Origin of the sequence: Undibacterium parvum (genome assembly GCF_003955735.1) — a bacterium.
Classification (GTDB): Bacteria; Pseudomonadota; Gammaproteobacteria; order Burkholderiales; family Burkholderiaceae_D; genus Undibacterium; species Undibacterium parvum.
Map to the genome: position 1 here is coordinate 3,616,353 of NZ_CP034464.1, position 25,782 is coordinate 3,642,134.

Consider the following 25,782-nt stretch of genomic DNA (forward strand, 5'->3'; position numbering starts at 1 on the left):
TGATTAATAAGTGAACTAAAGTTTCGCTTAAAACCAAGTTTCTAGTTGTATGCCGATAGAGGTGCCGCTGGTATTGCTGCCGTACACAGGTCCAGAGTTATTGCTGGCGTTGACGGCGGCAGTAGCTGCGTCATTCCATTTGGCGTAAGTGACGAAGGCACGTAGTTCAGGGCGCGACCAGTAGCCCTTGCCGGCGCTGATGGTCGGTGCGAAGGTGATTTTGGTCAGACGCATATCTTCACCGCCGGTAGCCGACGTGACTTTGCTTGTGCCAATTTCAAGTTGCAGCTTGAAGTTGGTATTGATCGCATACACAGGGCGCACACCGAGGCTAGTCCAAGTGCTGGAACCTTTGGCATCCGATTTATCGGTTTGCAGCAGCGCTGCAAATTCCATGCTGAACTCGGTCGTCGGCTGTATCCACAGGCTATCGAAGATACGCATGCGTGTTACGTCAGATCCCAGCAGCGTGCTACCCGATGGGCCCATGCGATCGCAGCAAGGACCACCGACCCCGGTACCAGGACCTACGCCATACTGAACGCCGACTGTGTTACCACCGCCAAAAACATTGGCTTGACGATGGAAGGCCGAGACTTGCCAACCATTGTGTTTGTTTTCGCCTTGCGCGCTGATGATGCTCGTTGCAATGTCAAAAGTACCGCCCGGATTGACCGGCAAACCTTCGTAGATAAAGTTTTGACGCAAGGCGGCGTTGGTAGTAACCACTTTGCCTGTGGTCGGATTGATTTCGTTGGTGTCGTTGTCTTTGAACACTGCGTAACTAAATTTCCCCGGGCCAGCGCCTATTTTATCGAGACCGCCGCCAGTGCCGTTCATATTGATGTATTGCAGATCGAGCATATGGATGTCGGGACGCAAGTAGTGACGCTTACCGATCCAGGCAATACCGCCATTGAGAAAATCGAGATTCTTGGCTTCTACATAGGCTTTGGATAAACCAGTTTTGGCATCGCCAAAATCTGAGCTACCTTTGTAAGCATCGACCCACACCGTTCCGACAAAGCTAACGCCGTTGTCGGTCTTGACCATCTCTTTGGTGTAACCAAATTCGGTGAAACTATCGCACTCATTACCGAGGCGGTATTTCATGGTGTTGCCACCGAGGTCGTAGCAGCTTTGCGGGCCATGGGTAGAGCTAGATCCTACCCCGGCGCGCAGGTAGCCGTGGAAGCCTTCAGTGTCGGTGTCGCCAGCCTGCGCAAGGCCACAGCTTACGGCTAAACCAAATGCAATCCCCAGTGCTGCCGGTAGGGTCTTGAGTGAAATATTGAGTGCACTACGCTTCATTTTGTCTCCTGATTATTGATTTTGATAAGGGCGAATATCGCAGGTGGTCGGCTGCCTTTGGCTCTCATCGGTAAGCTGTACCGCAAGCTTTACTACAAGCTTTGCTGCAATGCTGATACTGTGGGGTCCACCGTCTTCCGTCTTCACTCTGCTTTTTTACAAGTGTGACCGGATTTTTTTTCCGTTTTGTGTCACAGCGAACAGAAGATAGCACTCAAGAATTTGTGATTCCAGTTTCGGAAAATAGTGTGCGAAATTCTTGTTAAGTGCTTGTTTATTATGAATATCCCTCATTGTTGAAAAGAATATCTGCTTACATTTCTTTACAATGCAAAGTGCATTTTTGCGGCATCCTCAGACTGGCTTCATAGACGGATACAAAGCCGTTCCTTGAAACTGCGGTATTTGTCTCTGCAACAAAAAGTAATAAATGCTCACACTTCCTTGCAAATCTGGACGCAAGCTTACTTACGCATTGCTAGCCACTTGCGGTATAGTCTGCTTCGCAATCAGGAGGTCCCTTAGAGTGCCCATCGCGATAAAAAATAGTTTGCTGAATCAAAAAAATACGGAGACAAATCGCCACCAGGCGGTGTTGCCTGTGCACGCCTCAGGCTTTAGCTTGGGTTTCTGCATATGCCTGACGATGCTGCTTTTTTCTTGCGCTGCACATGCTGAAAGTCTGCAGGTCTTGCATTGGTGGAAATCGGCGAGCGAACGTAAGGCGGTCGAATTTTTGCAGGAAAAATTGGGCGATGAGTCGGTCAGTTGGCGCGATGCCGTGGTGCCTAGCGGTTCTGGCGTGGGCGCAAGTATCGTCTTGCGTAGTCGCATATTGGCTGGCAATGCCCCCGAAGTGGCGCAATTAAATGGCGTCCTGATCAGCGAGTGGGATAGCCTGGGTTTGTTGCTCGACGTTGATACGGTAGCAGCTGGCGCTAAATGGGAGCTAGCACTGTTACCTACCGTGTTGACGCTGGTTCAGCCGCACGGACATTTTGTCGCTGCGCCCTTAGGCATACATAGAATCAACACCCTGTTTTACAACCGCAAGCTGTTTAAGCAGCATGGCTTGGCCGTGCCGCAGACCTGGTTAGAATTTGAACGGCTGGCACTAAAATTACAAAACCTGGGGATTGCTGCTTTGGCGCAAAGCAGTGAGCCTTGGCAGGTCGTCAGTTTATTTGAAACGCTGGTATTGGCCGAAGGTGGTACCGAATTTTACCGCGATTTGTTTGTGCTTAGAAAGCCAGGCGCATTTGCCGATATGCGTTTGACGCGGGCCTTGCAACACTTACGCGATTTGAAAAAATGGATGGCGAAGCCATTACAGGAGCGCACCTGGATAGAGGTTAGTCGCCAGCTGGCCGATGGCGAGGCGGCCATGATGGTGATGGGCGATTGGGCCAAAGCCGAGCTTAATCTCTGGGGGCAGTTTGGTGAAGATAGCTTTGGCTGTGCAGCAGTGCCCGCGACGGCGAATTTTCATTTGTACGACATCGATACGTTTGCCATGCTGGCGACCCCAAAATCGGCGCGCACGGCGCAAGAAAAACTAGCGAAGGTGGTCATGTCGAATGCAGTGCAGGCTGAATATAATCAGATTAAAGGTTCGGTGCCGGTTCTGCGCAACCCGGATATGGCGAAAATGGATAGCTGCGCGCGCGCCTCATGGAAGCTGTTTGCCAGCGGTGTGGCGGCGCAAGTGCCGAGTCTGGCACATCGTATGGCCACTGATGAAATTACTAAGGACGCCATGATTGCTGAGATCCACCAATATTTTTTGGATGATAAAGTGAGCACCTTAGAAACCCAACGTCGTCTGGCCACCATCGCCCGCACCGTGACTCGCCCCGTGACCCGTCCCATAGCAAGGAAGAAATAGAAATGATGCGTAAGATACTTATCGTCGACGACGATCAAAAAACCCGTACGCTGCTGAAAGCCTATCTGGAAAAAAACCAGTATGAGGTGCTGCTGGCGCATAACGGCGAAACTTTTTTATCTGAATTTCAACGCTATGTGGATGAATTGTCTTTGGTGATACTCGATGTGATGTTGCCCGATACCGATGGTTTTGCGCTTTGTAAAGAAGTCAGAAGACGCTCAAATTTGCCGATTTTTATGTTGACCGCCAGCTCGGATGAGACCGATAGGGTGGTAGGACTGGAATTGGGCGCTGACGACTATATCGCCAAGCCATATAGCCCGCGCGAGTTACTGGCACGTATCAAAGCGATACACCGACGTTTTGGTGGCGAGAGTGCCGCGGCACCCCGCTATTATCGCTTTGTTGGCTTTACCCTCGATACCATAGAACGCTCCGTGACCGATGCGAACGGTGAAATAGTCGCTCTGACAGGTTTGGATTTTCAGTTACTGAAATATTTTGTCGAGCATCCGGGTGAGATACTCGATCGTACCGTCTTGTGCGAACAAACCCGTGGGCGCGATGCCGGTCCGCTGGATCGCTCGCTGGATGTGCAGATTAGCCGTATGCGTCTGCGTCTGAACGATGCCGGAAAACAGCCACTGCTGATCAAAACGGTACGTGGTGCCGGTTATGTGTTTTCGGCTGAGGTGAGTAGTTCGCATGCTTGATTTCAAGGCCAGACCGGCGCTCAGCCGCGCTCTTGCGAAAGTACTGCCATCGTCTTTATTAGGTCGCCTCTCGGTAGTGATGGTGGTCGGCGTGATGTTGACCCAATTACTTGGCAATTTTATCTGGGCCACCCAATTACGTGCTGAATCTGAAGCAGAGGCGAAAACTGCGGCCCAGCATTTAGCGCATAGTGCCTCGGCCGCGGTCAGGTTTGTACTGAGCTTGCCGCAAAATTATCGCCCTCTAATCATTCAGCAATTTCGCGAAATGGGCGGAACCCGGTTTTTTATCCACATCAATAGTGCGGCGATTGCGCTCCCTGAATTTAGTCATCAAGCGTTGGCCGACATCGCGGTGCGGCAAATTGATAGCACGATCAAAGAGGATTTACCGGCGGTCTCACAATTTCAAATCGGCTTTGCCTGGCCGGATAATCTGGTTGCTATGGATGATGGAACGCAGATTGCGGATATGCCAGAAAATTGGGTCAGACACATTTTGCTGACTAAGCCCAACCCCGCACCGATATTGGTGATACAGGCCAAGATGGATGCGGAACATTGGTTGTACCTGGCCGCCCTGATGCCCAATCCTTACTTTTTAGAGAGTGGCAATCCGCTCGCGCCTGATCGGGTTTTGCTACAGGCCTTGTCGCTGGCCGCGGTCTTATTACTTTCTATCCTGGTGGTGCGCTGGACTACCCGGCCATTGGCAGCACTGTCAGAGGCTGCTGCAGCATTTGGAAATGGCGAACACATGCCAGCTTTGCCCGAAACTGGCAGTAAAGAATTCGTCAAAACTGCGCGCGCCTTTAGCGCCATGCGGGAACGGATACAGCGCTATATCGAAGACAGGGAGCGCTTATTTGTATCGATTTCTCACGATTTGCGCACTCCCATCATGCGCTTGAAATTACGCGCAGAATTACTCGATGATGATGCCTTGCGGGCTGAATTTCACGATGATCTGGATGATCTCGACATGATGGTCAAGGGCGCTTTGCAATGCGTGAAAGATAGCGATATTCATGAAAACCCTACCGAAATTCGCCTCGATGCCTTTATCGCCAGACTGGTGCGGGGTGCTCAGTTGGCGGGCCACGAGGTCTTGTTCGAAGAATCGGGATTAAGCTTGACGGCTAAGCCTTTAGCCTTAAAACGGGCGATCGGCAATTTACTCGATAATGCCTTGCACTACGGGAAAAAAGCCGAAATTAGCGTCACGAAAAATGAAACGGAAATAGAAATCGAGATCCGGGATCATGGCCCCGGTGTGCCAGAAGACGCCTTGCTCAACTTATTTGAACCCTACGTCAGGCTGGAGCATGGCAGGGATCAGAACAGTAATGGTATGGGCCTAGGCTTAGGGATCGCACAAAGCATCGTACATGCTCAGGGCGGCCAATTAGTGCTGGAGAATCACAAGGATGGCGGCCTGCGGGCGCGCATTATTTTCCCGTATGATACTTCCAGGCACTTAGGCTAGTCAGACAAAATTCTGAGGGCGCTGACGGTTTGCCAGTTTTAAGTATGCGATAATTTAGCTCAGCAACTGTATAAAAAGATCGGCCTTGCGCACGATTTTTTTTGATTCCATGCCAAACATATCGCGGGTTTCTTGCACGATAAATTCATTCATGCCCTTGGTGCAAAATAGCACGCCCTGGAAATTGGTCCCCAGATAGTTAAACGGGACTAATTTAGTCTTGACCGGCACCGCATTGGCGAGCAAGGCGCGCATCTTGCGCTCAACATCGTATAAATTTTCAGCCTCTATGGTGACCGTCTCGCCTTTCGGCGTCGGGAAGCTGGTGCTAAAGGACGGGTGCTGCCCCATAGGGTTCTTCACATTAATTTTGACACCGAGCTTGAGAAATTTGCTTACAGCGAAAAAGTCATCTTCGTCATACATTGTGAGTTCCTGCCAGATTGTGCCGATTAATCGAGAATTCAAACTTGCGTATTACCTAGAATAAAAGAGTAGCAGAATATAGCGCTTGCACGTAAGAAAGTATTGCCTATTTTTTTTCACCGACTATTCTTGGCATATTTTACTTCTCAGTCCGGTGCGAGTGAAACAATGCAAATACAGATGAAAATCAAAAATCACCTAGCCAGTGACGCATATTCCATGCGGCTCTTCAGCCAGGGTGGCTGGAAAGGCGCATGGAATATGCGCGCTGGGCTAGCTGTATTTTGAATTTTTGTGCGAGGGGAAATACTGGGTTTTGCGCATCAGCACTTCAGCGCTCCTTGCTAGCGAGCGTTGCGGCCATTTCAGCTTGACTGTCGATCTGCAGTTGTTTGAGGCAGCGCGCCATGCTGCTGACGCTAGGTTTATCGACAAAGACACATAGTTTCCCGGTGCGCTTGCAATGATCCTTGACACGCCAATAGGCGGCATGGCTGACACAGCCAGTCTGGCAAATGACTAAATCAGCAGCGACCAGACTCGTGCTCAAGAGCGCGGCATTGTCTTCATCGCCGCCATCATGGTGCAGGAAATTAGCGCCGCTACCTTCTATCAATTGACGGTACATGGGCACGATATGCGGACGACCTCCCACACATAAAATCGATTGATGTTGCAGTTTAACTGGTTCATCGATCTCTAGCGTCGCTGACTTTTCTGCTCTATCGTTGCTCACTGGCAGCCTTGCTTGTTGCCGCAGTTGTTCTTGTAAGCTGACAATGTGGCGCTCGAGTTCGTGGTTACGCGCCATTTGCAGCTCTATATAGTGGGCCTGCTCTTGTCGTGCCCGCAGATCTGGCATGCCCTGTTGTAGCTCTTTATACTGATCCTGCAGGCTGGCGATCAGTGTATTTTTCCCTATCAAAGTGGCACGCATTTGCCATTGATCGGTCTGCAGAAGTTCTATGCTGGCGCTTTTGGCCGCGATGATTTTGCTGCTGCGCTCTCGTTGGCTGAGCAGTGATTTTCCTAGCGCTTCTAACTCGGCTTGCATTTGGAGAAAACGCTGGGCGCTGATGCGCTCGGCGCTGCCAATTTGATGCTGCAACATATGAATTTCGCTCAAGATCCGCTCTTCCAAATCGTGATCGCAACGGGCATGTGTTAAACAAGCCCATAAGGCACCTGCCACATCGTTGCCATGTTGGGCTAGAGTCCAGCATTGTTGTAAGTCGACACTGTTCTTGATCTTGGCGACACGGCGCAGCGCAATTGCATAACGTCTGTCCAATTCTTGTTGCAGACAATCAGTGATCGCGCTGCGCTGCTTACATTCTGCGATGGCACCACAATGAATTTCATAGTCGTCTGCGATTGCTGCCCCGCCAAGTGCTTTGCCGATCAAGCGACGTAAAACCGCAATCGGTATGCAAACACCAATGACAGGGCAGAGTGCGTGGTAAGGCAATTCCCAAATGCGGCGCCGACGCGAACCCGCATGTGCCTCTGAGGAGTGCTCACGCTGTGGTGCATGCTGAACAGCTTGCTGCTGCTCTTGAGTGGTATCAGTACGCGGGTTTTTTTCGCACATAGCGACTCCGTCAATGTCTGAGGGCTTTGCTGATGATGGAGCGTGCCAATGCCTGATGGGCAGCGTTATCGGTATCGAGTTTATGCTGAGCAAACCCCAGCATATCGACTAAATCACGAAAGGCATCAAGATCAAATCGTAGTGTTACCGCGTTTAAATTGAGATGAACATGTCCGCAGTCTGTGCAGGTGGTGATATGACCAAGACCGCTGGTGGCGATCAGTTGTTGGCTGCATTGGGTATAGGTTTTGCTCATGAAACTGTCCTCAAAAAAAATGGAAAAGTAATGTTATGCAAATAATTTTACAACATAAATAAGAATGATTCGCATTTAATTTAAGAATTTTTATTTTCTCTTCAAAATATCCGCACATTTTCCAGTGCTATCCATTGCTAAACCGGACATGCTTTGCAAAAGCAATCTCGCTAATTGACTGGCGCAGCAATGTAAATTGAACATGCTGCTGCTTGCGTGGGATAATGAGGAAAGTTTAGATGTTCCAGCCTATTGATTTTCAAACTTAGGCAAAGCGACTCAGTTTGCTTGGGGCGCTGAGTAGGGCTAAATACAGTCTGGCTACTGTCTCTGGCACTCAGACCTACTGGAATATTTTTTCGCCTGATCAAATCCAATTAGACCGTAAAAACATGAACGCCAAAGAATCAGAATTCGAATTTATCAAGGGCTTGACGGCCGAGTTGTCGTCCAAGAACTTGGTGTTTCCTACGTCTTTAAAGACCACGATGAAGATACGGCGTGCGCTTGATACACCAGATATTTCGACTGAGCAGGTGGCGCGCATCGTCAGCTCCGAGCCGGTGTTGTCGGCACAGGTCTTAAAACTGGCCAATTCTGCGATGTTTAATCGCACCGGTAAAAAAGTCGAAGAATTACGTGCTGCCACGGTGATGCTGGGTTTTGGGGTGGTGCGCAATGTGGCTATTTCTGTCGGCATGAAGCAACTCAAGGATCATCAGGCGAGCGGCCAGAGTGCCGAACGCATGGAAGGCCTGTGGGTCAGAAGTATGCGGGTAGCGGCCTTGTCTTTTGTAATCGCCCGTAACCTGACTAAGCAGAGTCCAGACAAAGCCATGATCGCAGGCTTATTGCACGATGTCGGTAAATTTTATATTTTGAACCGCGCCTGTTTGTATCAGGACTTGTTTAGTTCTGAGAGTACTTTATGGGATTTGGTCGATCAATGGCATGCCGATATCGGCGCCGCGATTCTGGATAGTTGGGAAATGTCTGAGGATATACGTGCGGCTGTCATGGATCACAAATTAAACGATCATCCATTTACCGGAAAAGCCAATTTGACCGATATTGTGTCGGCGGCTGATTTTTTAGATGCGCATTTTGTGGCACAGTCGATTGCTAATCTGGACTGGGATAAGATCCCCATGTCGCTTAGAAATCTACAGCTCGATGCGGAGAAGACTGAAAAACTGATGATGGAAACCGGGCAAGAACTCGCTGCGGTGATGCAGGTTTTGGCTTAAGCACAGCAGCGCTGTTCTTGGGCTTTTGGGCTTTAGGGTTTTGCCTTGAGTTCTTCATTGAGCATCAGTGACTCTTCTTCCTGATATTTTTTACTTTTCCTGGCTCTGGCGATGGCTTGCCATATGCTAGTGACCAGTTTCTCCTCTTTTAGATAGTAGGCGGTGTTGAAGAGTAGATATTGGTCAGCAACTTTGACCGCCTCGCTTTCTTTTACGACAGTTTTTTCTAGTGCCGGGTTGTTGCGCATGACTTTCATTGCTTCATGATTTTGCAATAGGGCTATCTGTAGCAAGCCTTTTTCTAAGAGCTTGAATAAATCCTCGCTATTTGGCAGGTACTTGATAGGGTAAGCACTATCTTCTAAGTACTTGGCCACGCTATAGCCTAGTTGCGCACCGATCACCTGAGTCCCCAGATTTTGCAAGGTATTGTTGGCCCATCGGATAGGGCTGTCGATGCGCCTATAAAAATAGAAGCTATCGGTATGTAGTCGCAAATCTTGATTTAAGGATGCATCTGGATTGAGCGGGTAACTGCCCCAACTGGCTCTCTCCTTGTTGAAACTGGCGGCGATCGCGGCCTGTATATTACCTAGTCGCACCTCTTGCAGGCAGCGCTTCCATGGCAGACGTAAGAATTCGAAAGTGATGTTGAGATCTCTCTCAACCATGTGTAATTCCGAAATTACCAAGCCCTTGTTTTCGCCTGTGATCCAAGGATAAACTGAACTATCTTCATAGCACAGTTTGATGACAGTGTCGGCGCGCGCCGGAGTCCCGATGAGGCTAAAGCAGAGACTAAAAATCAGGGGAGCAATACGTTTCAAGATGGAAGTCTCCTTGCGATCTGACTAAAGGCATAAAATTATGTCTCTACAGCGACTTCTTCGAAAAGTTAAAATGCACCTGCCTAAACGCTAAGAATACTCCTTATTTCGCCATCATAGAGGCGGTTTTTGGATGAGAGAGTAAATCAGCAAATACCTGCCAGCGGCTAGCCTGATCGTTCGCAGCTGCGCGCTGCTGTATATAGTCTTGCACCATATCCTGACCGAGATTGTAATTAATCACATAAGAACGGTGCTTTTCTATGAAAGCGATTCTTTGGGTCGATCTCTGCTGGTCCGAGAGCGCGTATTTCATGAGCAAGGCGATGGCAGCGGGGCGTTCAATTTCACCATCCAGATAACGTTGCGCGACCATATTGCCCGCGTAGGAAAGTTTTTGCAGCACCGCCTGGATTTGATAATACAGTTGCGCATGCTCAGGATTAATTCCTGCCAGCGGAAACAAGACTTCTTTTTCAAAAACCAGTCTCTCGTCCGGTGGAAACGCCACTTCTATACCGTAATTGGCACTACCTTCGGCCAGCAAAGACATAGGAGAGTAGAGTGGATAAACGCAATGCTCCATCCAGCCCTTGGCATTCACCATCTGCTGCTCTAGCAACAGGTTAAATACATGGTGACCGGGATAGCCCTCATGACTGGCTAGATCTATGGCGCGACTGATAAACATGGGGAAATCGGTATTTACCTGTATCAGACTATAGCTATTTCCTTTGTACCAGTTGTAGGCGCTCCAGACTTGATCTTTGACGTATTCAATCTCAAAATCTTCTTGCTCAGGCAAATTGATATATTTTTTGGTGCGCGTGCGTGATTCCTTGATGGCGGCGCTAAACACCAGATCGAGTTTGTCGACGGGGATTTCAAATTCGCGGTTGTAGTGGCTTAAACGGGTATTTAAATCTCCGCTACCTGGTAATAATTGATGAAGTTCAGCCAGAATCAGATCAAAATCGGCTTCGTTCAAAGTCGGTGATTTGGCATCGTAGAGTGCCACAGACTCATCGTCAAACGAGCGTTGTGTACCGTTGAGTTGCTGGAGGTAGGCGCGAACTGCGCCTAATTGCAAACCGAGAAATTCTTGTCTTAGTTGCTGATCTTCGTCTGCCAGCGTAGCCTGTAAATCGTGTATCAACTGATCTGCATGCGAGATCAGATCCGGCAGCGCTGTTTTCTTAATCTCGCTTTGCCACTCAGGCGGGCCGTAATACGCGTCTACGTAGGAGCTGTCATGTTGACCAACTGCGAGTACCAGTTTGACATAGGCTGCGGCGATTTCGTTGAGTGTCATAGTATCTAAAGTTAGAGAGGGGTTTCGCCTATGCTAATTAAAAAGCACAGACATGTCTACAGTTAGTCTATCCATCCAGCCTATACACGTAGCTTTATTGATGCGCCAGACTCCACTCGACGTCGTTACGCGGCAAGCTAGCATCGGTCACCATGATGGCGGCCAGATTGCGGCTTAAGGCTATCATCTCCCGGGCTTCGTATTCTTCTGTAATCCAGACATCGGATTGATCTTGTGCCTCTATTTGTATGCGCAAAGTATGCATACCCGCATTGAGTTTTTCTAATTGCAGCGGTAACGCCTGATCTAGTTGCTGTGCCTTGGCAGCCATCTCGCTAGTGAAGCCAGTCGTGTCGCTTTTAAAACAAAATACCAACAGGTTATAACTATCCAGGGAGCGGCACCACCAGACGTTTTGCTCAAACTGAGTACGTAGAGCTGTTAGGGCCGGTAGCAAGAACTTGCGCTTGCCCCACATATTCACTACCAGGCAACCCTGTGCGCTTAGGGCAGCATAGCAGGACGCGTAAAAGCTAGTGCTGTTTAGTTCCTGCACTAAGCCTTCTATGCTGAAACCATCGAGCAGTATCACGTCGAACTGGCTTACGTTAGCGTTATTGTTAGCGTTAATGTTTGCCAGATATTCAATCGCATCTGCGTGGATAATTTGTAAGCGGGCGTCGTCTGCCGGTACCATGAATTGATCGCGCAAGGCAATTACATCGGCATCGATTTCCAGAACCGTGATGCGGCAATCTGGTAGATGGCGATAACAAAATTTAAGCAGCGAGCCACCACCTAAACCTATCATTAAAATATGCTGCGGTGCTGGGTTTGCCATTAAAAAAGCCATCATGCCACGGGTGTAGCCGCAAACAAGCTCATCTGGCGCATTGATTTTCATCGCGCTTTGTACCGATTTCAGGTTGAAATACATATAGCGCAAATTACCTTCATCAAACACAAAGGGGCGTCCTTTATGCTTAGCCTGCAAAGCCTCTAAACGCATCATGCGTACCAATTCGGTTTGGCGTGCTGGATCGGAAAAAAGGCTGGGCAGGCTGTGACTAATTTTTTGCATGAGTGTGTTTGATTGTATCTGAGTGCGGCAGTGTGCGGCGATGTAGAGGAGTTGCGACTATGCGCAGATTTTACGCTAAGGCTTAGCTCAGAATGGGAAATTTACAAATCGCGATTCCGTGTTAATCTGCGGGGCGTGTATTTTCATGCAAGTGTAGCGGGCTTTCCGGGTGAACTTTTGTTGTACTAGCTGGTCGAAGTCGAGTCGCCTTTTTTCGGCGTAAATTTAAAAAAATCGGAGAAAAAATGAAACAAATATTCGTAGCGATTGCCATTGCCGCAGGTTTTAGCCAGCTCGCCGTGGCCGATGATGGACTCAAGGCGGCAATTGCAGGCGCGCAACGCAGCCCGGCCAATGTCAGTCGTGATGTGGCACGTCACCCTTATGAAACCCTGAGTTTTTTCGGTATTAAACCAGGTATGACGGTGGTTGAGTTGTCCCCCGGCGGAGGTTGGTACACAGAAATTCTGGCACCGTATCTGCGTAAGGATGGCAAGCTGATCGCTGCCAATTTTGATCCGGCATCGAGTAGTGACTATGCGAGTAAAAATAGTCTGCGCTTTAAACAAAAACTTGATGCCAGTCCTGCCGTCTTCGATAAAGTCGAATTAGGTATTTTCGAGCCGCCAAGTAAGCTTAGCTATGCACCGAAAAACAGTGCCGACATGGTGCTCACTTTCCGCAATATCCATAATTGGGTGGGCAATGGCGAACCAAGTATGAAGGCTTTATTTCAAAGCGTGTTCGAGACCTTAAAACCGGGTGGGGTGTTTGGCGTGGTTGAACATCGACTCCCGGCCACAAAAGCTGCCGGTGGCGCAAGTAGCGAAGGCTATGTGCACGAGGCCTATGTGATTAAACTGGCTGAAAGTGTGGGTTTGAAATTGGCCGCAAAATCGGAAGTCAATGCCAACCCTAAAGATACGGCTGAGCATGAAAACGGCGTCTGGGCCTTGCCGCCGGTGTTGGCGAATAAGGACAAAGATAAGGCGGCCTATCTGGCGATAGGTGAAAGTGATAGGATGACTTTGAAATTTGTAAAGCCTTAAACTTGCCGGTGTAGCTTAGCTCTCTGGTCTATTACTTTAATCTAAGAGTGCGCTATGCGGCTATTTTCTAGCTTATTGATTGTTCTGTTGTGGTGTGTCTCGCCAGTCTCTGCTGGCGAGCGCTATAAAATTGACCCTGAACATAGTTACAGCAGTTTTGAGTATTCACACTGGGGCTTGTCTTTGCAGCGCGGGCGTTTTGATAAAAATGCTGGTTTTGTCGAGTTGGACCTGCCCGGTAAGAGTGGTGCTATCGGGTTCACGATAGAGAGCAATTCGGTCAGTACCGGCTCAGAACTGTTCAACACGGCGATGCGCTCTGATAGTTTTTTTGATGCAGAGCGTTACCCTAAAATTTCGTTTAACTCCAGCAAACTCATTTTCGATCAAGAACAGCTGCGCCAGATCGAAGGCGTGCTGACGATCAAAGATATCAGCAAAAATGTAACGATAGAAGTGACGCATTTTGCCTGTCGATTTATGTTTCTTTACATGAAGCAAGCATGCGGCGCGAATGGCAATACAAAAATTTTGCGTAGCGATTTCAAGATGGGCAGTTACGCCCCCTTCGTAAGCGACGAGATCACTTTGTACTTTAACGTCGAAGGGATTAAGGAATGATGCAGGCTGATACAGCGCCAGCACGATAGTATGGTTTTAATACTAAAATTCTCTGGAATTTGCCTTTACAGCAGGACCTCACTCGGTGTCTAATTGTATTTTTTATATTTGTGGCGAACTTGCTGCCCTCGGCATCTTCCGAGATAACAGGTCTTGTCAGGATCACAGGAGATCGTAATGAAATTTTCCCTCGCTTTAGTTTTGTCGCTAGCCTCTGTTAGTGTGTGCGCCGAGAGTCTGACGCTCAATCTGATTGACGATAAAGGTGTGGTGAAATCGGCTGGTACGGTGCAGTACGAAGATACGCCTTATGGTTTATTGCTGACGCCACAACTGAGCGGAATTCCTGCCGGTTTGCATGGCTTTCATATTCACGACAAAGCGCAATGTGGACCTGCCGAAGTCGATGGTAAAGTGGTCACTGGTGCTGCCGCAGGCGGGCATTGGGATCCTGAAAAAACCGGTAAACATCTGGGGCCATATACCGACAAGGGACATAAGGGCGATTTGCCGGCCTTGTATGTGAATGCCGAGGGTGCTGCGATTTATCCGGTATTGGCGCCGCGCCTGAAGGTGGCGGATGTGCGCGGTCATTCTCTGATGTTGCATGCCGGTGGCGATAATCACGACGATCATCCTGCCAAATTGGGTGGTGGCGGTGCGCGTATGTTATGCGGCGTGTTTTAAATAATCGCGCAAGTTTTCGTCTTCAAATAAAAATACCGGCGCCAGGCCGGTATTTTTTTTGCATCTGGTACAGCCTTACTACTTAGGCACGCGCAAATACTTTTACCAATTGCAAAGCTTCAGTGCCCAAGGCCTCGAAAGCATAAGAGCCAGCAGCCAGACTGACGAATTGACCGGCAGCCAGACGCAATTCGTGACCGTCTACGCTGGTCTTGCAAGCACCTGTCACTACATACAAAAAGAACTCGTGACCGGCTTTGACGGCGAACTGTTGTGCCGCTTCATAGGCATTGACATACAGCTTGAAGTTTTCTTCTGGCTGATGGTGGGCGCGTATCGCTGCCTCTGTGAGTGCGCCAGAGTCTGCCTCAGACCAGGTGAGTATGGATGGTGTTGTCATGATAAATCCTTATAAAATAATGCCAGTGTGGTGCCGCTGCCAACCGAGCTGAGTGCTCACCTGCTTGCTGCCCTAGGTTTTTCGCGATTTTTCCGCAAGATGCGGGAGTATAAAAGAAATCGGCCGATTCTCCTCATAATATTATTTTGATGTTACAGTGATAATTTCATTTCGACCAATTTTTACTAGGAACTTCGTATGATCAAGGGAAGTTGTTTTCATCTGCGCCATCTCAAAAAAGACGAACTGCCACGGTACACAGAATTAATTAACCATCCAGATAGCAAAGGCGATTATCTTCCTTTGGAAGTGATGTTGCCCGGCATGGTAGAACAGCGATTCGAGGAGCAATCACGCTCCAAAGAAACGATGGAGATCTTTGTAATGATCGATGACGCCGGTAGCATCATCGGTCGTGTATTTCACTTTAAGACTGTGCCATATTTTAATTCTAGGGAAATAGGCTATGGCATGTTTGCACCAGCGTCACGCGGCAAGGGCATCATGAGTGAGGCGGTGCAATTGCTGAGCGATTATCTGTTCAATACCTTGCTGATTAACCGTCTCAACATCCATATGAATGTCGATAATATCGCCTCAGAAAAGGTGGCGATCAAATGCGGTTTTAAGATGGAGGGAATCGCCCGCGGTGCTGCGTTTAGCCGGGGCAAGCATTCCGATCTCAAGATGTATGCTTTGCTGCGCGATGAATGGGAACAGCGCTAATTTACCTGTGTTTTAGCGTAACTGTTCAGCCTACTAGGAGCACGACAAAAAAACTAAGACCTCTCAACGCTGAGACGCCGAGACGCCGAGGAAAAACGGAGAACTACTTTGCCGTTCTCAGCGTCTCAGCGTCTCAGCGTCTCTGCGGTGAGTGGTTTTGACTTTCACCATAGTCGGCTGAACAGTAACGTTTTAGCCAGCATTATTCAATTTTCAAAAACGATTGCGCAGTATCCATGCGGCTTGCAGCCGGATATTGGTCTGCAAGGCGCATGGATACTGCGCAAGTCAATTCGAAACTGGATTATTCGCCACTACTTTTCGACGTAAGTGCCAGCCTTGAGCTCGGGCCAATTCTTGTCGGCATCTTTGACGTAGCCGGGAATATCTTTCTTCCATTTTTTCAGCACGACCGGGCTCAGATTAAGATACAGCTTGCCGTTTAATACCTTGTAAGCCGACGGATCGATTTCTGGCGTATAGCCTTGCGCCACACCGTAGGCGCAGTAGCCGCCGTATTGCGGTGCATATTTCTCGGGGTCGGCTTTGAAGGCATCCAGGTTGGCCTGGCTGCTGAAGTGCCATTGCGCACCTTGCCAGGTTGTGCTTAAATCCTTGCGACCTTTGACGGGTTTGTTTTGCTTGAAGTAGGCAACCGGGTCGTAGCCGCGGATCGCGCCTTCTTCCGTTGAAAATATCGGGGCGACGGCAAAAGCGCTGCCGCCTGCTATGACCAGCAATACAGTGCTGAACGCTTTGATCAAGGTGCTGCGTTTGGCGAGAGAAAATTTCATGCTGTGCTCCTAAAAAAGTGGGGTGTTGTTTGGTCGGGCGCTTGAGGTATAACTTACCAAGGCGCGTTCATCTTTTTAACTGCTTTGCTCAAGGGCTAGTTCAAGTGCTGCGATATCGTCCATCAGGCTAATCGGGTGATAGCACAGGACTTCTATGCTCTGATCGGCAAAAACACTGCGCCTATCGCGGGTTGAGCAAAGGTTTTGCATGATCTGATCACGTTGCTGCAAGAGTGCCAGTATCGGGGCGCGATACAGAGTGATGAGCGCTTGTAAAAACTGATTAATCCGCTTGAGTTGTGGATTGCTCTGTCTGGTTTTAATTTGAAACTGCTCAAGGCCAGCCACGCAGTCGGCGTAATTGAGCCATGGGCCCTTGGTGACCCAGCGGTTCACCAGAAAAAAACCACTAGGTACGCCTAGGGCATTCATCGATACCGCCAACAGATGGGCCGGGGCAGCTGAGTAGCGCGGATTGGCGCGGCGCATGCCCAACTCTTCTGCGTGGACAAATAAATGGAAATGTCCATGTTCGGCAAATGGCCGTTGCAGCCCCGGATGAGCATGATAGAAATACTGCGAGGCGTGCTGATTGTCGCGCACATCATTCTCGGGATAATGCTGCCACTCGATAAAGTCTTGTTTGGCGATGATAGCCTGAACCACCTGACAATCTCGCTCGGCCAGATCCTGCATGCTGTTCACCAGTCGGGTGGCGGCGCGGTAGCACAGTTTGAGCTGCGCGGCGCTCAGCGTGCTCCAATCGGGCGCAGATGTTAAGACTAAGGGCAGTCGCATAATGCAAAACGGTTTAGGTGGAAGGGCAAGGCGAATTTTGCTGGCGCACTGGTAGCGCCAGCAAGGCTAAGAGAAGATTACTTCTTCGCTGCGCAGCAGCCTTTTTTGGCGGCGCAACAAGCTTTTTTCGCAGCACAGCAACCCTTTTTAGCACTAGACTTTTTGGCGGAACAAGATTTTTTCGCCGCACAGCAGCCTTTCTTCGCGCCACAGCAAGCTTTTTTGGCCGCGCAACAGCCTTTTTTAGCAGAACAGCCAGCAACTTTTGCCGAGCAGCCGGCGGCGGCGCAAGTTGCCATGGCAGGCGCTGCCGCCATCGCTGCAGCAGCAACGACAGAAGCGGAAATGATGTTTTTCAGGGACTTGCTCAGGGAAGTAGATTTCATGTGTGACTCCAATTAAATAAAATTAAATGTTAAGAAAAAGCCCGTAGCGGGGCGCTGACTGTGTTGCTTGCTTATTGCTACAGGATTGAGTCGCGTCAGCATTCTGAAACTTACACCTTGCGTTAAATAAAATGGTTTATTTTTTGATAAACGGGGATTTAATGTCACGACGTGGGTGAAAATGAGACTAAAATAATCATAGACGACTGGTCTAATTTGATTTATAGTTCGCTCCATGAATACTCCACGCACCAATGTCAGACAGCACATACTCGATACCGCCAAGCCCATTATTCTGGGCAAAGGATTTTCTGTGGTTGGTCTCAATGAGGTCTTGAGTGCTGCCGCGGTGCCTAAGGGCTCTTTCTATCATTACTTCAAATCCAAAGAATTATTTGGTGAGGCGCTGTTAGAAAGCTATTTTTCTGACTATCTCGAGTACCTCGATAAGTTACTGAATAATCAGGCGCTACCGGCTGCCGAGCGTTTGATGAGCTATTGGCGCGGTTGGTTAGAATCACAAGCCAGTTGCGACATGCAGGGTAAGTGCCTGGCGGTGAAGTTAGGCGGTGAGGTCTCTGATTTGTCGGAAGCCATGCGCCTGGCCTTGCATCAGGGTACCGATCAGATTATCGATAGGCTGGCGGTTTGTATTGATGCCGCCATGGCGGACGGTTCGCTGAGTGGCAAAATCGACGCCCATCATACGGCGCAGACCTTGTATGAAATGTGGTTGGGCGCGACCTTGTTGAGCAAGATGCGACGCGACCGCAGCGCCATGGATGGCGCCATGCTGGCAACCCTGAGTTTATTGAATTTAGCGAAGTAGTTTGTAATGTGATGGGCGCTAGTGTTTAAGGAGGGCGAACCCGAAAAGTTCGCTTAATTTTTTGCCGTAGAGCTAGACGACCAGTCTAATTTGAGTCTTAGTAAAATTGAAAAAGAAAGAGAAACCTATGCGAAATTTTGAATTCTACAATCCGACCAAGATTGTTTTTGGTGCCAATACCATCGCTAAACTGGCTGATCTGGTGCCTGCCACTGCAAAAGTATTGATACTGTACGGTGGCAACAGCGCCAAGACTACCGGTACTTTGGATGAAGTCAAAGCGGCTCTGGGCACGCGTGTGGTTATGGAGTTTGCCGGCATAGAGCCTAATCCCAGTTACGAAACCATGATGCAGGCGGTCGAGCTGGTGCGGCGCGAAAAGCTCGACTTCTTGCTGGCCGTCGGTGGTGGTTCGGTAATCGATGGCACTAAATTTGTCGCAGCTGCGGTCGGTTTTGACGGCGAGCCTTGGGAGATCATGCAAAAGCGCGGACGCAATGTGAAGAGCGCACTGCCTTTCGGAACTGTGCTGACCTTGCCGGCGACCGGTTCGGAAATGAACAGCGGCGGCGTCATCATGCGCAAGTCTACCCACGAGAAATTTTCCTTCATGAATCGCCTGGTGTTTCCGCAGTTTTCTATCCTCGATCCGAGCAAAACTTATACCTTGCCGAAAACCCAGATTGCTAACGGGATAGCCGATGCCTTCGTGCATACGATAGAGCAGTATCTGACTTTCCCGGTGCAGGCTTTACCGCAAGACCGCTTTGCCGAAGGCTTGTTGCAGAGTCTGATAGAGATCGCGCCGCAAGCGATGTCTATGGAGCCAGACTACGACAATCGTGCCAATCTGATGTGGGTGGCGACCCTGGCATTGAACGGCTTGATCGGTGCCGGTGTGCCACAAGACTGGGCTACCCATATGATAGGGCACGAGATTACCGCCCTGTATGGCATTGATCATGCGCGCACGCTGGCACTGGTGTTGCCATCCGTACTCAATGTGCAGCGTGAACAGAAACGCGCCAAATTGCTGCAATACGCGGAGCGCGTCTGGCACATCACCGACGGCAGCGAAGAGCAGCGCATCGATGCCGCCATTGTGCGTACCCGTGAATTTTTTGAGAGTTTAGGAATCAAGACCCGCCTGTCCGAATACCAGCTAGGGGAAGAGTCTATCCTTGCCATTCTGGCGCAGTTAGAGGCGCATGGCATGACCGCCTTAGGCGAACATCAGGATGTGACGCTAGAGCGCACTCGCGTGATTTTGCAGCAGGCGCTTTAAAAATAGCCGCAGTCTTTTTAAGTTCACATAATTATATTTTTAGGTTACTAACATGTCCAATCAAACTCTCAATCGCCAGATTACCTTGCACTCACGCCCAGTCGGTGCTCCCACTGCCGCTAACTTTGAATTAAAACAGAGTGCCGTCGCCAGCCCGGTCGCAGGCCAGGTGTTATTACGTAGCCTGTATCTGTCGCTTGATCCCTACATGCGTGGTCGTATGAGCGACGCCAAGTCTTACGCTGCGCCGGTAGCGCTAGGTGAAGTGATGCTGGGTGCGACCGTGTCGCGCGTGGTGAGCTCGCAGCATCCCGATTATGCCGAGGGTGAGCTGGTACTGGCCTATAGCGGCTGGCAAGACTATGCGATCTCTGATGGCGTAGGCTTGAGCAAGCTTGGCTCCATGGCACGTCCTTCGCTGGCACTAGGCGCACTGGGCATGCCGGGCTTTACTGCCTACATGGGTTTGCTCGATATCGGCTTACCTAAAGCCGGCGAAACCGTGGTGGTGGCTGCCGCTAGTGGTGCGGTCGGCTCGATAGTGGGGCAGATTGCCAAACTCAAGGGCTGCTATATAGTCGGTATTGCCGGTGGTGCCGACAAGTGCCGCTCGGTGGTGGAAGAGCTCGGTTTTGATGTCTGTATCGATCATCGCAGTGCAGACTTCAAGCAGCAATTGGCTGCGGCTTGCCCTAAAGGCATAGACGTGTATTTTGAAAACGTCGGTGGCGCCGTGTTTGATGCCGTTTTGCCTTTGCTGAATGCGGCAGCGCGCATCCCTGTGTGCGGCCTGATCGCCAATTACAACGACACCGCTTTGCCGGAAGGCCCGGATCGCTTGGGTTTGCTGGCCCGCACGATACTGACCAAGCGCATCAAGATGCAAGGTTTTATTATTTTTGACGATTACGGACATCGTTACCCGGAGTTTTTTGCGCAGATGAGTAGTTGGTTGCAAGCCGGCCAAATCAAATTCCGCGAAGACATCGTAGCCGGTCTGGAGCAAGCACCGCAGGCGTTTATCGGACTGTTAGAGGGCAAAAACTTTGGCAAGCTCATCGTCCAGATCGCCAGCGACGATGAGCTTAAGGCTTGAGCCTGTTTAAGTGTTGATTAAGCCGCAAAGATTACTTTTTAAATTATCCAAATCACCGAAATTACACGAGGAACCACCATGTTATTTACACCTTTAAAAGCTGGCGCATTCACCTTAGCTAACCGCATGCTGATGGCGCCGTTGACGCGCGCCCGCGCTGATCTGGCACATATGCCCAATGAATTAATGGCCGAGTATTATGCGCAGCGCGCCAGTGCCGGTCTGATCATCACTGAATGCACCATGATTGCCCCGAATACCTCGGCCTTTGTCACCGAACCAGGCATTTACACGCCTGAGCATGTGGCGGCATGGAGACAAGTTACCGACGCGGTGCATGCCAAAGGCGGGCAAATCGTGATGCAAATCTGGCACGCTGGGCGCGCCGCCCATCCAGCGAATAATCACGGTGTGGAAAGCGTGGCTCCTAGCGCCATCGCCATTAGCGGCGAGGTCCAGACACTGATAGGTAAAGTGGAGCAAGCTGTGCCACGCGCCTTAACTAGCGAAGAAATCCCTGAGTTGGTCGCGGCCTTTGCGGCGGCTGCCAAAAGCGCGATCGAGGCTGGCTTTGATGGGGTAGAAGTACACGCTGCCAACGGCTATCTGATTGATCAATTTTTGCGTGATGGCTCAAATCAGCGTACCGACAACTACGGCGGCTCTATCGAAAACCGCGCACGCTTTTTATTCGAAATTTTGACAGCAGTCAGTGCGGCCATAGGATCTGAGCGGGTCGGTCTGCGTCTGTCGCCTTTGAACAGCTACAACAGCATGATAGACAGCGATCCGCTGGCATGGATAGAATTTTTAAGCACACGTTTAAATGATTACAAACTGGCCTATCTGCATTTGATGCGCGCTGATTTTTTCCAACAGCAAAATGGTGACGTCATGCCTATCGCGCGCGCGCATTACAAGGGTGTACTGATAGGAAATATGGGCTATAGCAGTGCAGAAGCCGAGGCTGCGATACGTGATAACAAACTTGATGCGGTCGCCTTCGGTACCGGCTTTTTGGCCAATCCAGATTTACCTGCTCGTGTTAAAGCTGGCGTGGCACTCAATGCTCCGGATCAGACAACGTTTTACACCCCGGGCGCTAAGGGTTACACCGATTACCCTAGTATGCAAGCGGCCTGAGCTCGTTAAAACTTAGCTCACATCGACCTCACATCGACCTCACACTTTTTTTATTCAAGGATATAACATGAACCTATTAATGGTACTTACCTCGCACGATAAACTCGGCAACACAGCTGAAAAAACCGGTTTCTGGTTAGAAGAATTCGCCGCTCCGTATTACGTTTTTAAAGACGCAGGCGTGACGATTACTCTGGCTTCACCTTTAGGCGGCCAGCCACCGCTAGACCCGAAAAGCGACGATCCTAGCGCGCAAACTGCGGCAACTGTACGCTTTAAGGCAGACGCTGCCGCCATCGCGGTATTGGCCAACACCCAGAAGCTGAGCGCTGTCGCCGCTGCCGATTTCGATGCGGTGTTTTACCCGGGTGGCCACGGCCCGCTGTGGGATCTGGCAGAAGATGCCGCGTCGATTGCTTTGATCGAGAGCATGCTGGCGGCCGGTAAACCAGTGGCAGCGGTATGCCATGCACCAGCGGTATTGCGTCATCCAAAATCGGCAGACGGCAAGTCTGTGGTCGAAGGCAAACGCGTCACAGGTTTTACCAATACCGAAGAAGCGGCCGTTGGTCTGACTGACGTGGTGCCATTTTTGGTGGAAGATATGTTGGCGGCCAATGGTGGCGTCTACTCAAAAGCGGCCGACTGGCAGCCTTACGTGGTCACCGACGGCATGCTCATTACCGGGCAAAATCCGGCATCGTCCGAGCCAGCCGCGCATGCTCTGATGGCCTTACTGGCTTAATTCCCTGGTAATACACTGAGCCAGTGCTGGCTCAGTGTATCTACATCCCCAAAGCGTTTGCGCATACTGCACGCGCCTTCTGGCGTGATTTCGGCCTGCAGGCCGCATAGGGCTTGCGCCTCGCTTTTTAGAAGTTCCCTTTTTCAATACACTATATTTTCAGAGCCTTACTGACGCATTGCAAAATGAGCCAGTCGAGCTGCTGTTTTTAGAAATTACATCATGTCACGTCTAATCTCTTACGATCCCCTTACTCGCAGCGCTATCGGCGATGTTGCACTGACTGAGGCGGCGCAGCTTCCTGAGTTGCTCAGGCAGGCACGTCTGGCGCAAACTGCCTGGGCGGTTCTCACGCTTGCGCAGCGTCAACAGCAACTGCGCCTGGCGTATCAGTGTCTGATTCCCTTGCAAGACGATTTGGCCAAACTGATTAGCCGCGAAATGGGCAAAGACTTGCGTCGCGCAGGCTATGAAGTCGGTGGCACTATCCACAGTGCCGCCTATTTAACGGCTGAGGTTGGCGCGGCGCTGGCTTCAGAGTTGATCGGGCCAGACACCCAGATACAGTATCGCCCGCTAGGTGTGGTGGCGCTGATTTCACCTTGGAATTATCCTCTGGCGATGGCGAATAATTTACTCATTCCTGCCCTGATGGCGGGCAATAGTGTGATCTTAAAGCCGTCCGAAGAAACCCCCTTAGTGGCGCAGAAGTTTGTGGATGCGCTCAATACGGTATTGCCTGCCGGTCTGCTGCAAATTGCTCACGGCGATGAAAAAATAGGCCAGGCTTTGGTGCAGGCGGACATTAATATGATCGCGTTTACTGGTTCTATGGCCGCTGGCAAACACATCATGGCCAATGCCGCTGCGGGCCTCAAACGCCTGGTCATGGAGTTGGGTGGCAATGATCCTATGATCGTTATGGCGGATGCCGATGTTGATGCTGCGGCGCGTTTTGCGGTTGCCAGTTCGTTTGAAAATGCAGGGCAAATGTGCACCTCTACTGAACGCATCTATGTCGATGCTGGTATTGCCAGACAATTTGAAGAACGCGTGCTGGCCTATGCGCGCCAATATCGGGTCGGACCATGGGATCAGCCTGGGGTGAACATTGGTCCTGTGGTCAATCCACGTCAGCATCAGCATGTGCTGCAGCAACTGCAAGACGCCAGAGCCAAAGGCGCACAGTTTTTACTCGGCAGTGACGACTATGTTTTGCCGTATATACAGCCTACCGTTGTGACTGGTTTAACGCGCGAGATGCAATTAGAGCAGGAAGAAACTTTTGGACCAGTGGTGGCGATCAGTCACTTTCAGCATATCCAAGAGGCGATACAGCGTGCCAATGAGAGCGACTATGGCTTGGGTGCCGTGGTATTCGGGGGCGCAGGCGCACCTGAGGTGGCGCAACAATTGGAAGCGGGAATGGTAGGTATTAATCAAGGCGTCGGCGGCGCTGGCGGCGCACCGTGGGTAGGCGCAAAACATAGTGGCTATGGTTTTCATGGCTCAGCGGCCGGACATCGCCAATTCGCTCAGGTACGCGTGCTCAGCCAGTAATTGCCATATTGGTTCGGGAGAGCTCGGCGCGATCGGCTCAGTAAACTTCACCACGCCTCACCACGCCTCACCACGCATCACCGCGCCGGCATCACGAGGATAGATACAGACATTTATAGAGATTTATAGACATTTATGCGCACAGAATTTAAACAAGAAGATTTTTTCGTCGCCGCCTATGAAGCCGGCGCCGAGCACCCCGCCTTGCCTACTTGGGCCAGCACACGAGTCAACCCTGCGCAATTATCCGAGGCCGGCGGCGCCCAGGTGATACGGCAAGATTTAGCACAGGTGCCTGGCGCCTTTCAGTTACTCAATGTGTTGTCGCTCGATGAGTGCCAACGCTTGATAGACGTGAGTGAGGGCCTGGGTTATTTAGCCGATGCGGCAGTCTCGCTACCGCGTCATATCCGGCATAACGACAGTCTTAGTTGGGTGGTCGATGAGGCTACTGATGGCGTAATTTGGCAAAGAGTCTGCGCGCTGATGCAAGATAAAACAGGCATTTTTGATGGCAAGCTCGCGCTTGGTATCAATGCCAGGTTTCGATTTTACCGTTACCAGGTCGGGGATTATTTTAAACCGCATTCGGATGGTGCCTGGCCGGGTAGTCGCGTCATCAATCGGGAATTGCATGCTAATGCCTATCCCGACCGGTATAGTCAAATGACGTTTTTGATTTTTTTAAGCGAGGATTTCGAGGGTGGGGCTACCCGATTTTTAGTCAATGCCGAGCAGCCGTTAATGCCGGCCCAGCGTGGCGACCCTGTGCTAGAAGTGGATGTGCGGACACCCGCTGGCAGCGTTTTGTGCTTTCCACATGGCAGCCATCCCATGCATTGCATCCACAGCTCAGTACCGATACTGAGCGGCGTCAAATACATCATCCGCAGCGACGTTTTATTCGCGCTATGAGATTGGACAGAGGCTAGATCTGCGCTCGGGTAGCGCGGCGCAGAGGATAAGCTTGCGACTGGCGCTTAACTATACTGCCGGGGGTATTTTTTACTCGCGCACGTGTTTATTGCGCAAATGCATAGGTTTGATAAAAAATTAGGGGGAGTATATGTTTTCCTCCCCCTAAAATTAGCACTTTTCTGGTTTAGCTGCCCTGGCAACCGCCACCACCACTTTTGGCAGCTGGTGCCGCTAGCCGTCAACTGTCCAGGCTGCGATGCTTCATCTTTTGTCGGCCTGACTGATAGATACTGGCGGTAGTATATTTTACTCGCCCGCGTGTTTATTGCGCGAATGCGTGGATTTGATGAGAAATTAGGGGGAGTATCTATTTTAAAGTTCCAGAATACAGATTTCCACTTGTCAGATTTTTTCTCGTTTGCCCTCAAAAAAATATGCCTCAGGCGCTGGCAACGTAGTCCCTCATGCTGGTTTTGAAGAGACTGGCAATCGACCAGCAGCGCAGGCGGATGCCTCCATTTTTTGAGCACTTTTTAAATTACTTAGCGTCTGTGTTGCGTATCGCGACCCTGAGTTTGTTGCCTTAGACATGCTTATGCTAAAGTAG

Annotated in this window: 26 protein-coding genes; 16 read left to right on the plus strand and 10 right to left on the minus strand. The window is 50.3% G+C overall.

Features of this window, described 5'->3' with window-relative positions; translation table 11 throughout:
• Positions 1-27 precede the first annotated feature (27 nt).
• Positions 28-1,311, minus strand: coding sequence for a maltoporin (locus EJN92_RS15810; protein WP_126128703.1), 1,284 nt, complete (start codon positions 1,309-1,311; stop codon positions 28-30).
• A 646-nt stretch (positions 1,312-1,957) separates the two neighbouring features.
• Here EJN92_RS15810 and EJN92_RS15815 point away from each other — a divergent pair.
• The 3 genes from EJN92_RS15815 to EJN92_RS15825 are packed head-to-tail and all read left to right on the plus strand — an operon-like array spanning position 1,958 to position 5,398.
• Complete coding sequence (locus tag EJN92_RS15815) at positions 1,958-3,196, plus strand: ABC transporter substrate-binding protein (RefSeq protein ID WP_126129973.1); 1,239 nt, start codon at positions 1,958-1,960, stop codon at positions 3,194-3,196.
• Between the two features lie 2 nt (positions 3,197-3,198).
• Complete coding sequence (locus EJN92_RS15820; RefSeq protein WP_194074943.1) at positions 3,199-3,912, plus strand: response regulator; 714 nt, start codon at positions 3,199-3,201, stop codon at positions 3,910-3,912.
• The gene (locus EJN92_RS15825; RefSeq protein ID WP_126128704.1) at positions 3,905-5,398 is read left to right on the plus strand and encodes an ATP-binding protein; all 1,494 of its coding nucleotides are present in this window, start codon (positions 3,905-3,907) and stop codon (positions 5,396-5,398) included. Before EJN92_RS15820 ends, EJN92_RS15825 begins: the two co-directional genes overlap by 8 nt.
• 54 nt (positions 5,399-5,452) lie before the next feature.
• On the opposite strand, the gene EJN92_RS15830 is transcribed toward EJN92_RS15825, so the two are convergent.
• From EJN92_RS15830 to EJN92_RS15840, 3 genes are all read right to left on the minus strand, one after another.
• Positions 5,453-5,824, minus strand: a complete 372-nt coding sequence (locus tag EJN92_RS15830) for a hypothetical protein (RefSeq protein ID WP_126128705.1) — start codon at positions 5,822-5,824, stop codon at positions 5,453-5,455.
• Between the two features lie 331 nt (positions 5,825-6,155).
• Positions 6,156-7,415, minus strand: a complete 1,260-nt coding sequence (locus EJN92_RS15835) for a DUF2325 domain-containing protein (RefSeq protein WP_126128706.1) — start codon at positions 7,413-7,415, stop codon at positions 6,156-6,158.
• 10 nt (positions 7,416-7,425) lie between these two features.
• Positions 7,426-7,671: a hypothetical protein gene (locus EJN92_RS15840; RefSeq protein WP_126128707.1), complete on the minus strand. Its 246-nt coding sequence runs from the start codon at positions 7,669-7,671 to the stop codon at positions 7,426-7,428.
• 392 nt (positions 7,672-8,063) lie between these two features.
• Between EJN92_RS15840 and EJN92_RS15845 the strand changes: the two genes are divergently transcribed.
• Positions 8,064-8,918: an HDOD domain-containing protein gene (locus EJN92_RS15845; RefSeq protein WP_126128708.1), complete on the plus strand. Its 855-nt coding sequence runs from the start codon at positions 8,064-8,066 to the stop codon at positions 8,916-8,918.
• Positions 8,919-8,950: 32 nt separating this feature from the next.
• Here EJN92_RS15845 and EJN92_RS15850 read toward each other — a convergent pair whose 3' ends face one another.
• The 3 genes from EJN92_RS15850 to EJN92_RS15860 form a co-directional block, all read right to left on the minus strand.
• On the minus strand, positions 8,951-9,745 hold the full coding sequence (locus EJN92_RS15850; protein ID WP_126128709.1) for a type 2 periplasmic-binding domain-containing protein: 795 nt from the start codon (positions 9,743-9,745) through the stop codon (positions 8,951-8,953).
• 103 nt (positions 9,746-9,848) lie between these two features.
• Positions 9,849-11,057 (minus strand): hypothetical protein, encoded by a 1,209-nt coding sequence (locus tag EJN92_RS15855; RefSeq protein WP_126128710.1) that lies wholly within the window; start codon positions 11,055-11,057, stop codon positions 9,849-9,851.
• Positions 11,058-11,151: 94 nt separating this feature from the next.
• Entirely contained in the window at positions 11,152-12,138 is a 987-nt protein-coding gene (locus EJN92_RS15860) for a spermine/spermidine synthase domain-containing protein (RefSeq protein WP_227869577.1), read from the minus strand.
• Positions 12,139-12,383: 245 nt separating this feature from the next.
• Here EJN92_RS15860 and EJN92_RS15865 point away from each other — a divergent pair, with 245 nt between their 5' ends.
• The 3 genes from EJN92_RS15865 (at position 12,384) to sodC (ending at position 14,495) form a co-directional block, all read left to right on the plus strand.
• Positions 12,384-13,187 (plus strand): class I SAM-dependent methyltransferase, encoded by an 804-nt coding sequence (locus tag EJN92_RS15865; protein WP_126128711.1) that lies wholly within the window; start codon positions 12,384-12,386, stop codon positions 13,185-13,187.
• 54 nt (positions 13,188-13,241) lie between these two features.
• A complete protein-coding gene (locus EJN92_RS15870; protein ID WP_126128712.1) occupies positions 13,242-13,808 on the plus strand; it encodes a YceI family protein in 567 nt (188 codons plus the stop codon).
• 177 nt (positions 13,809-13,985) lie between these two features.
• Positions 13,986-14,495 carry a superoxide dismutase family protein gene (sodC, locus tag EJN92_RS15875; RefSeq protein WP_126128713.1) on the plus strand — a complete coding sequence of 170 codons (510 nt, stop codon included), beginning with the start codon at positions 13,986-13,988 and terminating at the stop codon, positions 14,493-14,495.
• An 82-nt stretch (positions 14,496-14,577) separates the two neighbouring features.
• Here the strand turns inward: sodC and EJN92_RS15880 are convergent, their stop codons facing one another.
• Positions 14,578-14,895 carry a cupin domain-containing protein gene (locus EJN92_RS15880; protein WP_126128714.1) on the minus strand — a complete coding sequence of 106 codons (318 nt, stop codon included), beginning with the start codon at positions 14,893-14,895 and terminating at the stop codon, positions 14,578-14,580.
• A gap of 198 nt (positions 14,896-15,093) precedes the next feature.
• Between EJN92_RS15880 and EJN92_RS15885 the strand changes: the two genes are divergently transcribed.
• Positions 15,094-15,621 (plus strand): GNAT family N-acetyltransferase, encoded by a 528-nt coding sequence (locus EJN92_RS15885; protein ID WP_126128715.1) that lies wholly within the window; start codon positions 15,094-15,096, stop codon positions 15,619-15,621.
• A 314-nt stretch (positions 15,622-15,935) separates the two neighbouring features.
• Here EJN92_RS15885 and EJN92_RS15890 read toward each other — a convergent pair whose 3' ends face one another.
• Together EJN92_RS15890 and EJN92_RS15895 are read right to left on the minus strand one after the other, a co-directional pair.
• The gene (locus EJN92_RS15890; RefSeq protein WP_126128716.1) at positions 15,936-16,415 is read right to left on the minus strand and encodes a YHS domain-containing (seleno)protein; all 480 of its coding nucleotides are present in this window, start codon (positions 16,413-16,415) and stop codon (positions 15,936-15,938) included.
• 75 nt (positions 16,416-16,490) lie between these two features.
• A complete protein-coding gene (locus tag EJN92_RS15895) occupies positions 16,491-17,213 on the minus strand; it encodes a DUF6969 family protein (RefSeq protein ID WP_126128717.1) in 723 nt (240 codons plus the stop codon).
• Between the two features lie 105 nt (positions 17,214-17,318).
• On the opposite strand from EJN92_RS15895, the gene EJN92_RS15900 reads away from it, so the two are divergent.
• From EJN92_RS15900 to EJN92_RS15935, 8 genes are all read left to right on the plus strand, one after another.
• A complete protein-coding gene (locus EJN92_RS15900) occupies positions 17,319-17,615 on the plus strand; it encodes a hypothetical protein (protein WP_126128718.1) in 297 nt (98 codons plus the stop codon).
• A 219-nt stretch (positions 17,616-17,834) separates the two neighbouring features.
• A complete protein-coding gene (locus EJN92_RS15905) occupies positions 17,835-18,428 on the plus strand; it encodes a TetR/AcrR family transcriptional regulator (protein ID WP_126128719.1) in 594 nt (197 codons plus the stop codon).
• Positions 18,429-18,555: 127 nt separating this feature from the next.
• Positions 18,556-19,713, plus strand: coding sequence for an iron-containing alcohol dehydrogenase (locus EJN92_RS15910; protein WP_126128720.1), 1,158 nt, complete (start codon positions 18,556-18,558; stop codon positions 19,711-19,713).
• A 52-nt stretch (positions 19,714-19,765) separates the two neighbouring features.
• Positions 19,766-20,809 (plus strand): NADP-dependent oxidoreductase, encoded by a 1,044-nt coding sequence (locus EJN92_RS15915; protein WP_126128721.1) that lies wholly within the window; start codon positions 19,766-19,768, stop codon positions 20,807-20,809.
• Between the two features lie 78 nt (positions 20,810-20,887).
• Complete coding sequence (locus EJN92_RS15920) at positions 20,888-21,952, plus strand: alkene reductase (RefSeq protein ID WP_126128722.1); 1,065 nt, start codon at positions 20,888-20,890, stop codon at positions 21,950-21,952.
• Positions 21,953-22,019: 67 nt separating this feature from the next.
• Positions 22,020-22,697 (plus strand): type 1 glutamine amidotransferase domain-containing protein, encoded by a 678-nt coding sequence (locus tag EJN92_RS15925; RefSeq protein ID WP_126128723.1) that lies wholly within the window; start codon positions 22,020-22,022, stop codon positions 22,695-22,697.
• Positions 22,698-22,919: 222 nt separating this feature from the next.
• On the plus strand, positions 22,920-24,257 hold the full coding sequence (locus tag EJN92_RS15930) for an aldehyde dehydrogenase family protein (RefSeq protein WP_126128724.1): 1,338 nt from the start codon (positions 22,920-22,922) through the stop codon (positions 24,255-24,257).
• A 135-nt stretch (positions 24,258-24,392) separates the two neighbouring features.
• The gene (locus tag EJN92_RS15935; RefSeq protein ID WP_126128725.1) at positions 24,393-25,172 is read left to right on the plus strand and encodes a prolyl hydroxylase family protein; all 780 of its coding nucleotides are present in this window, start codon (positions 24,393-24,395) and stop codon (positions 25,170-25,172) included.
• Positions 25,173-25,782 lie beyond the last annotated feature (610 nt).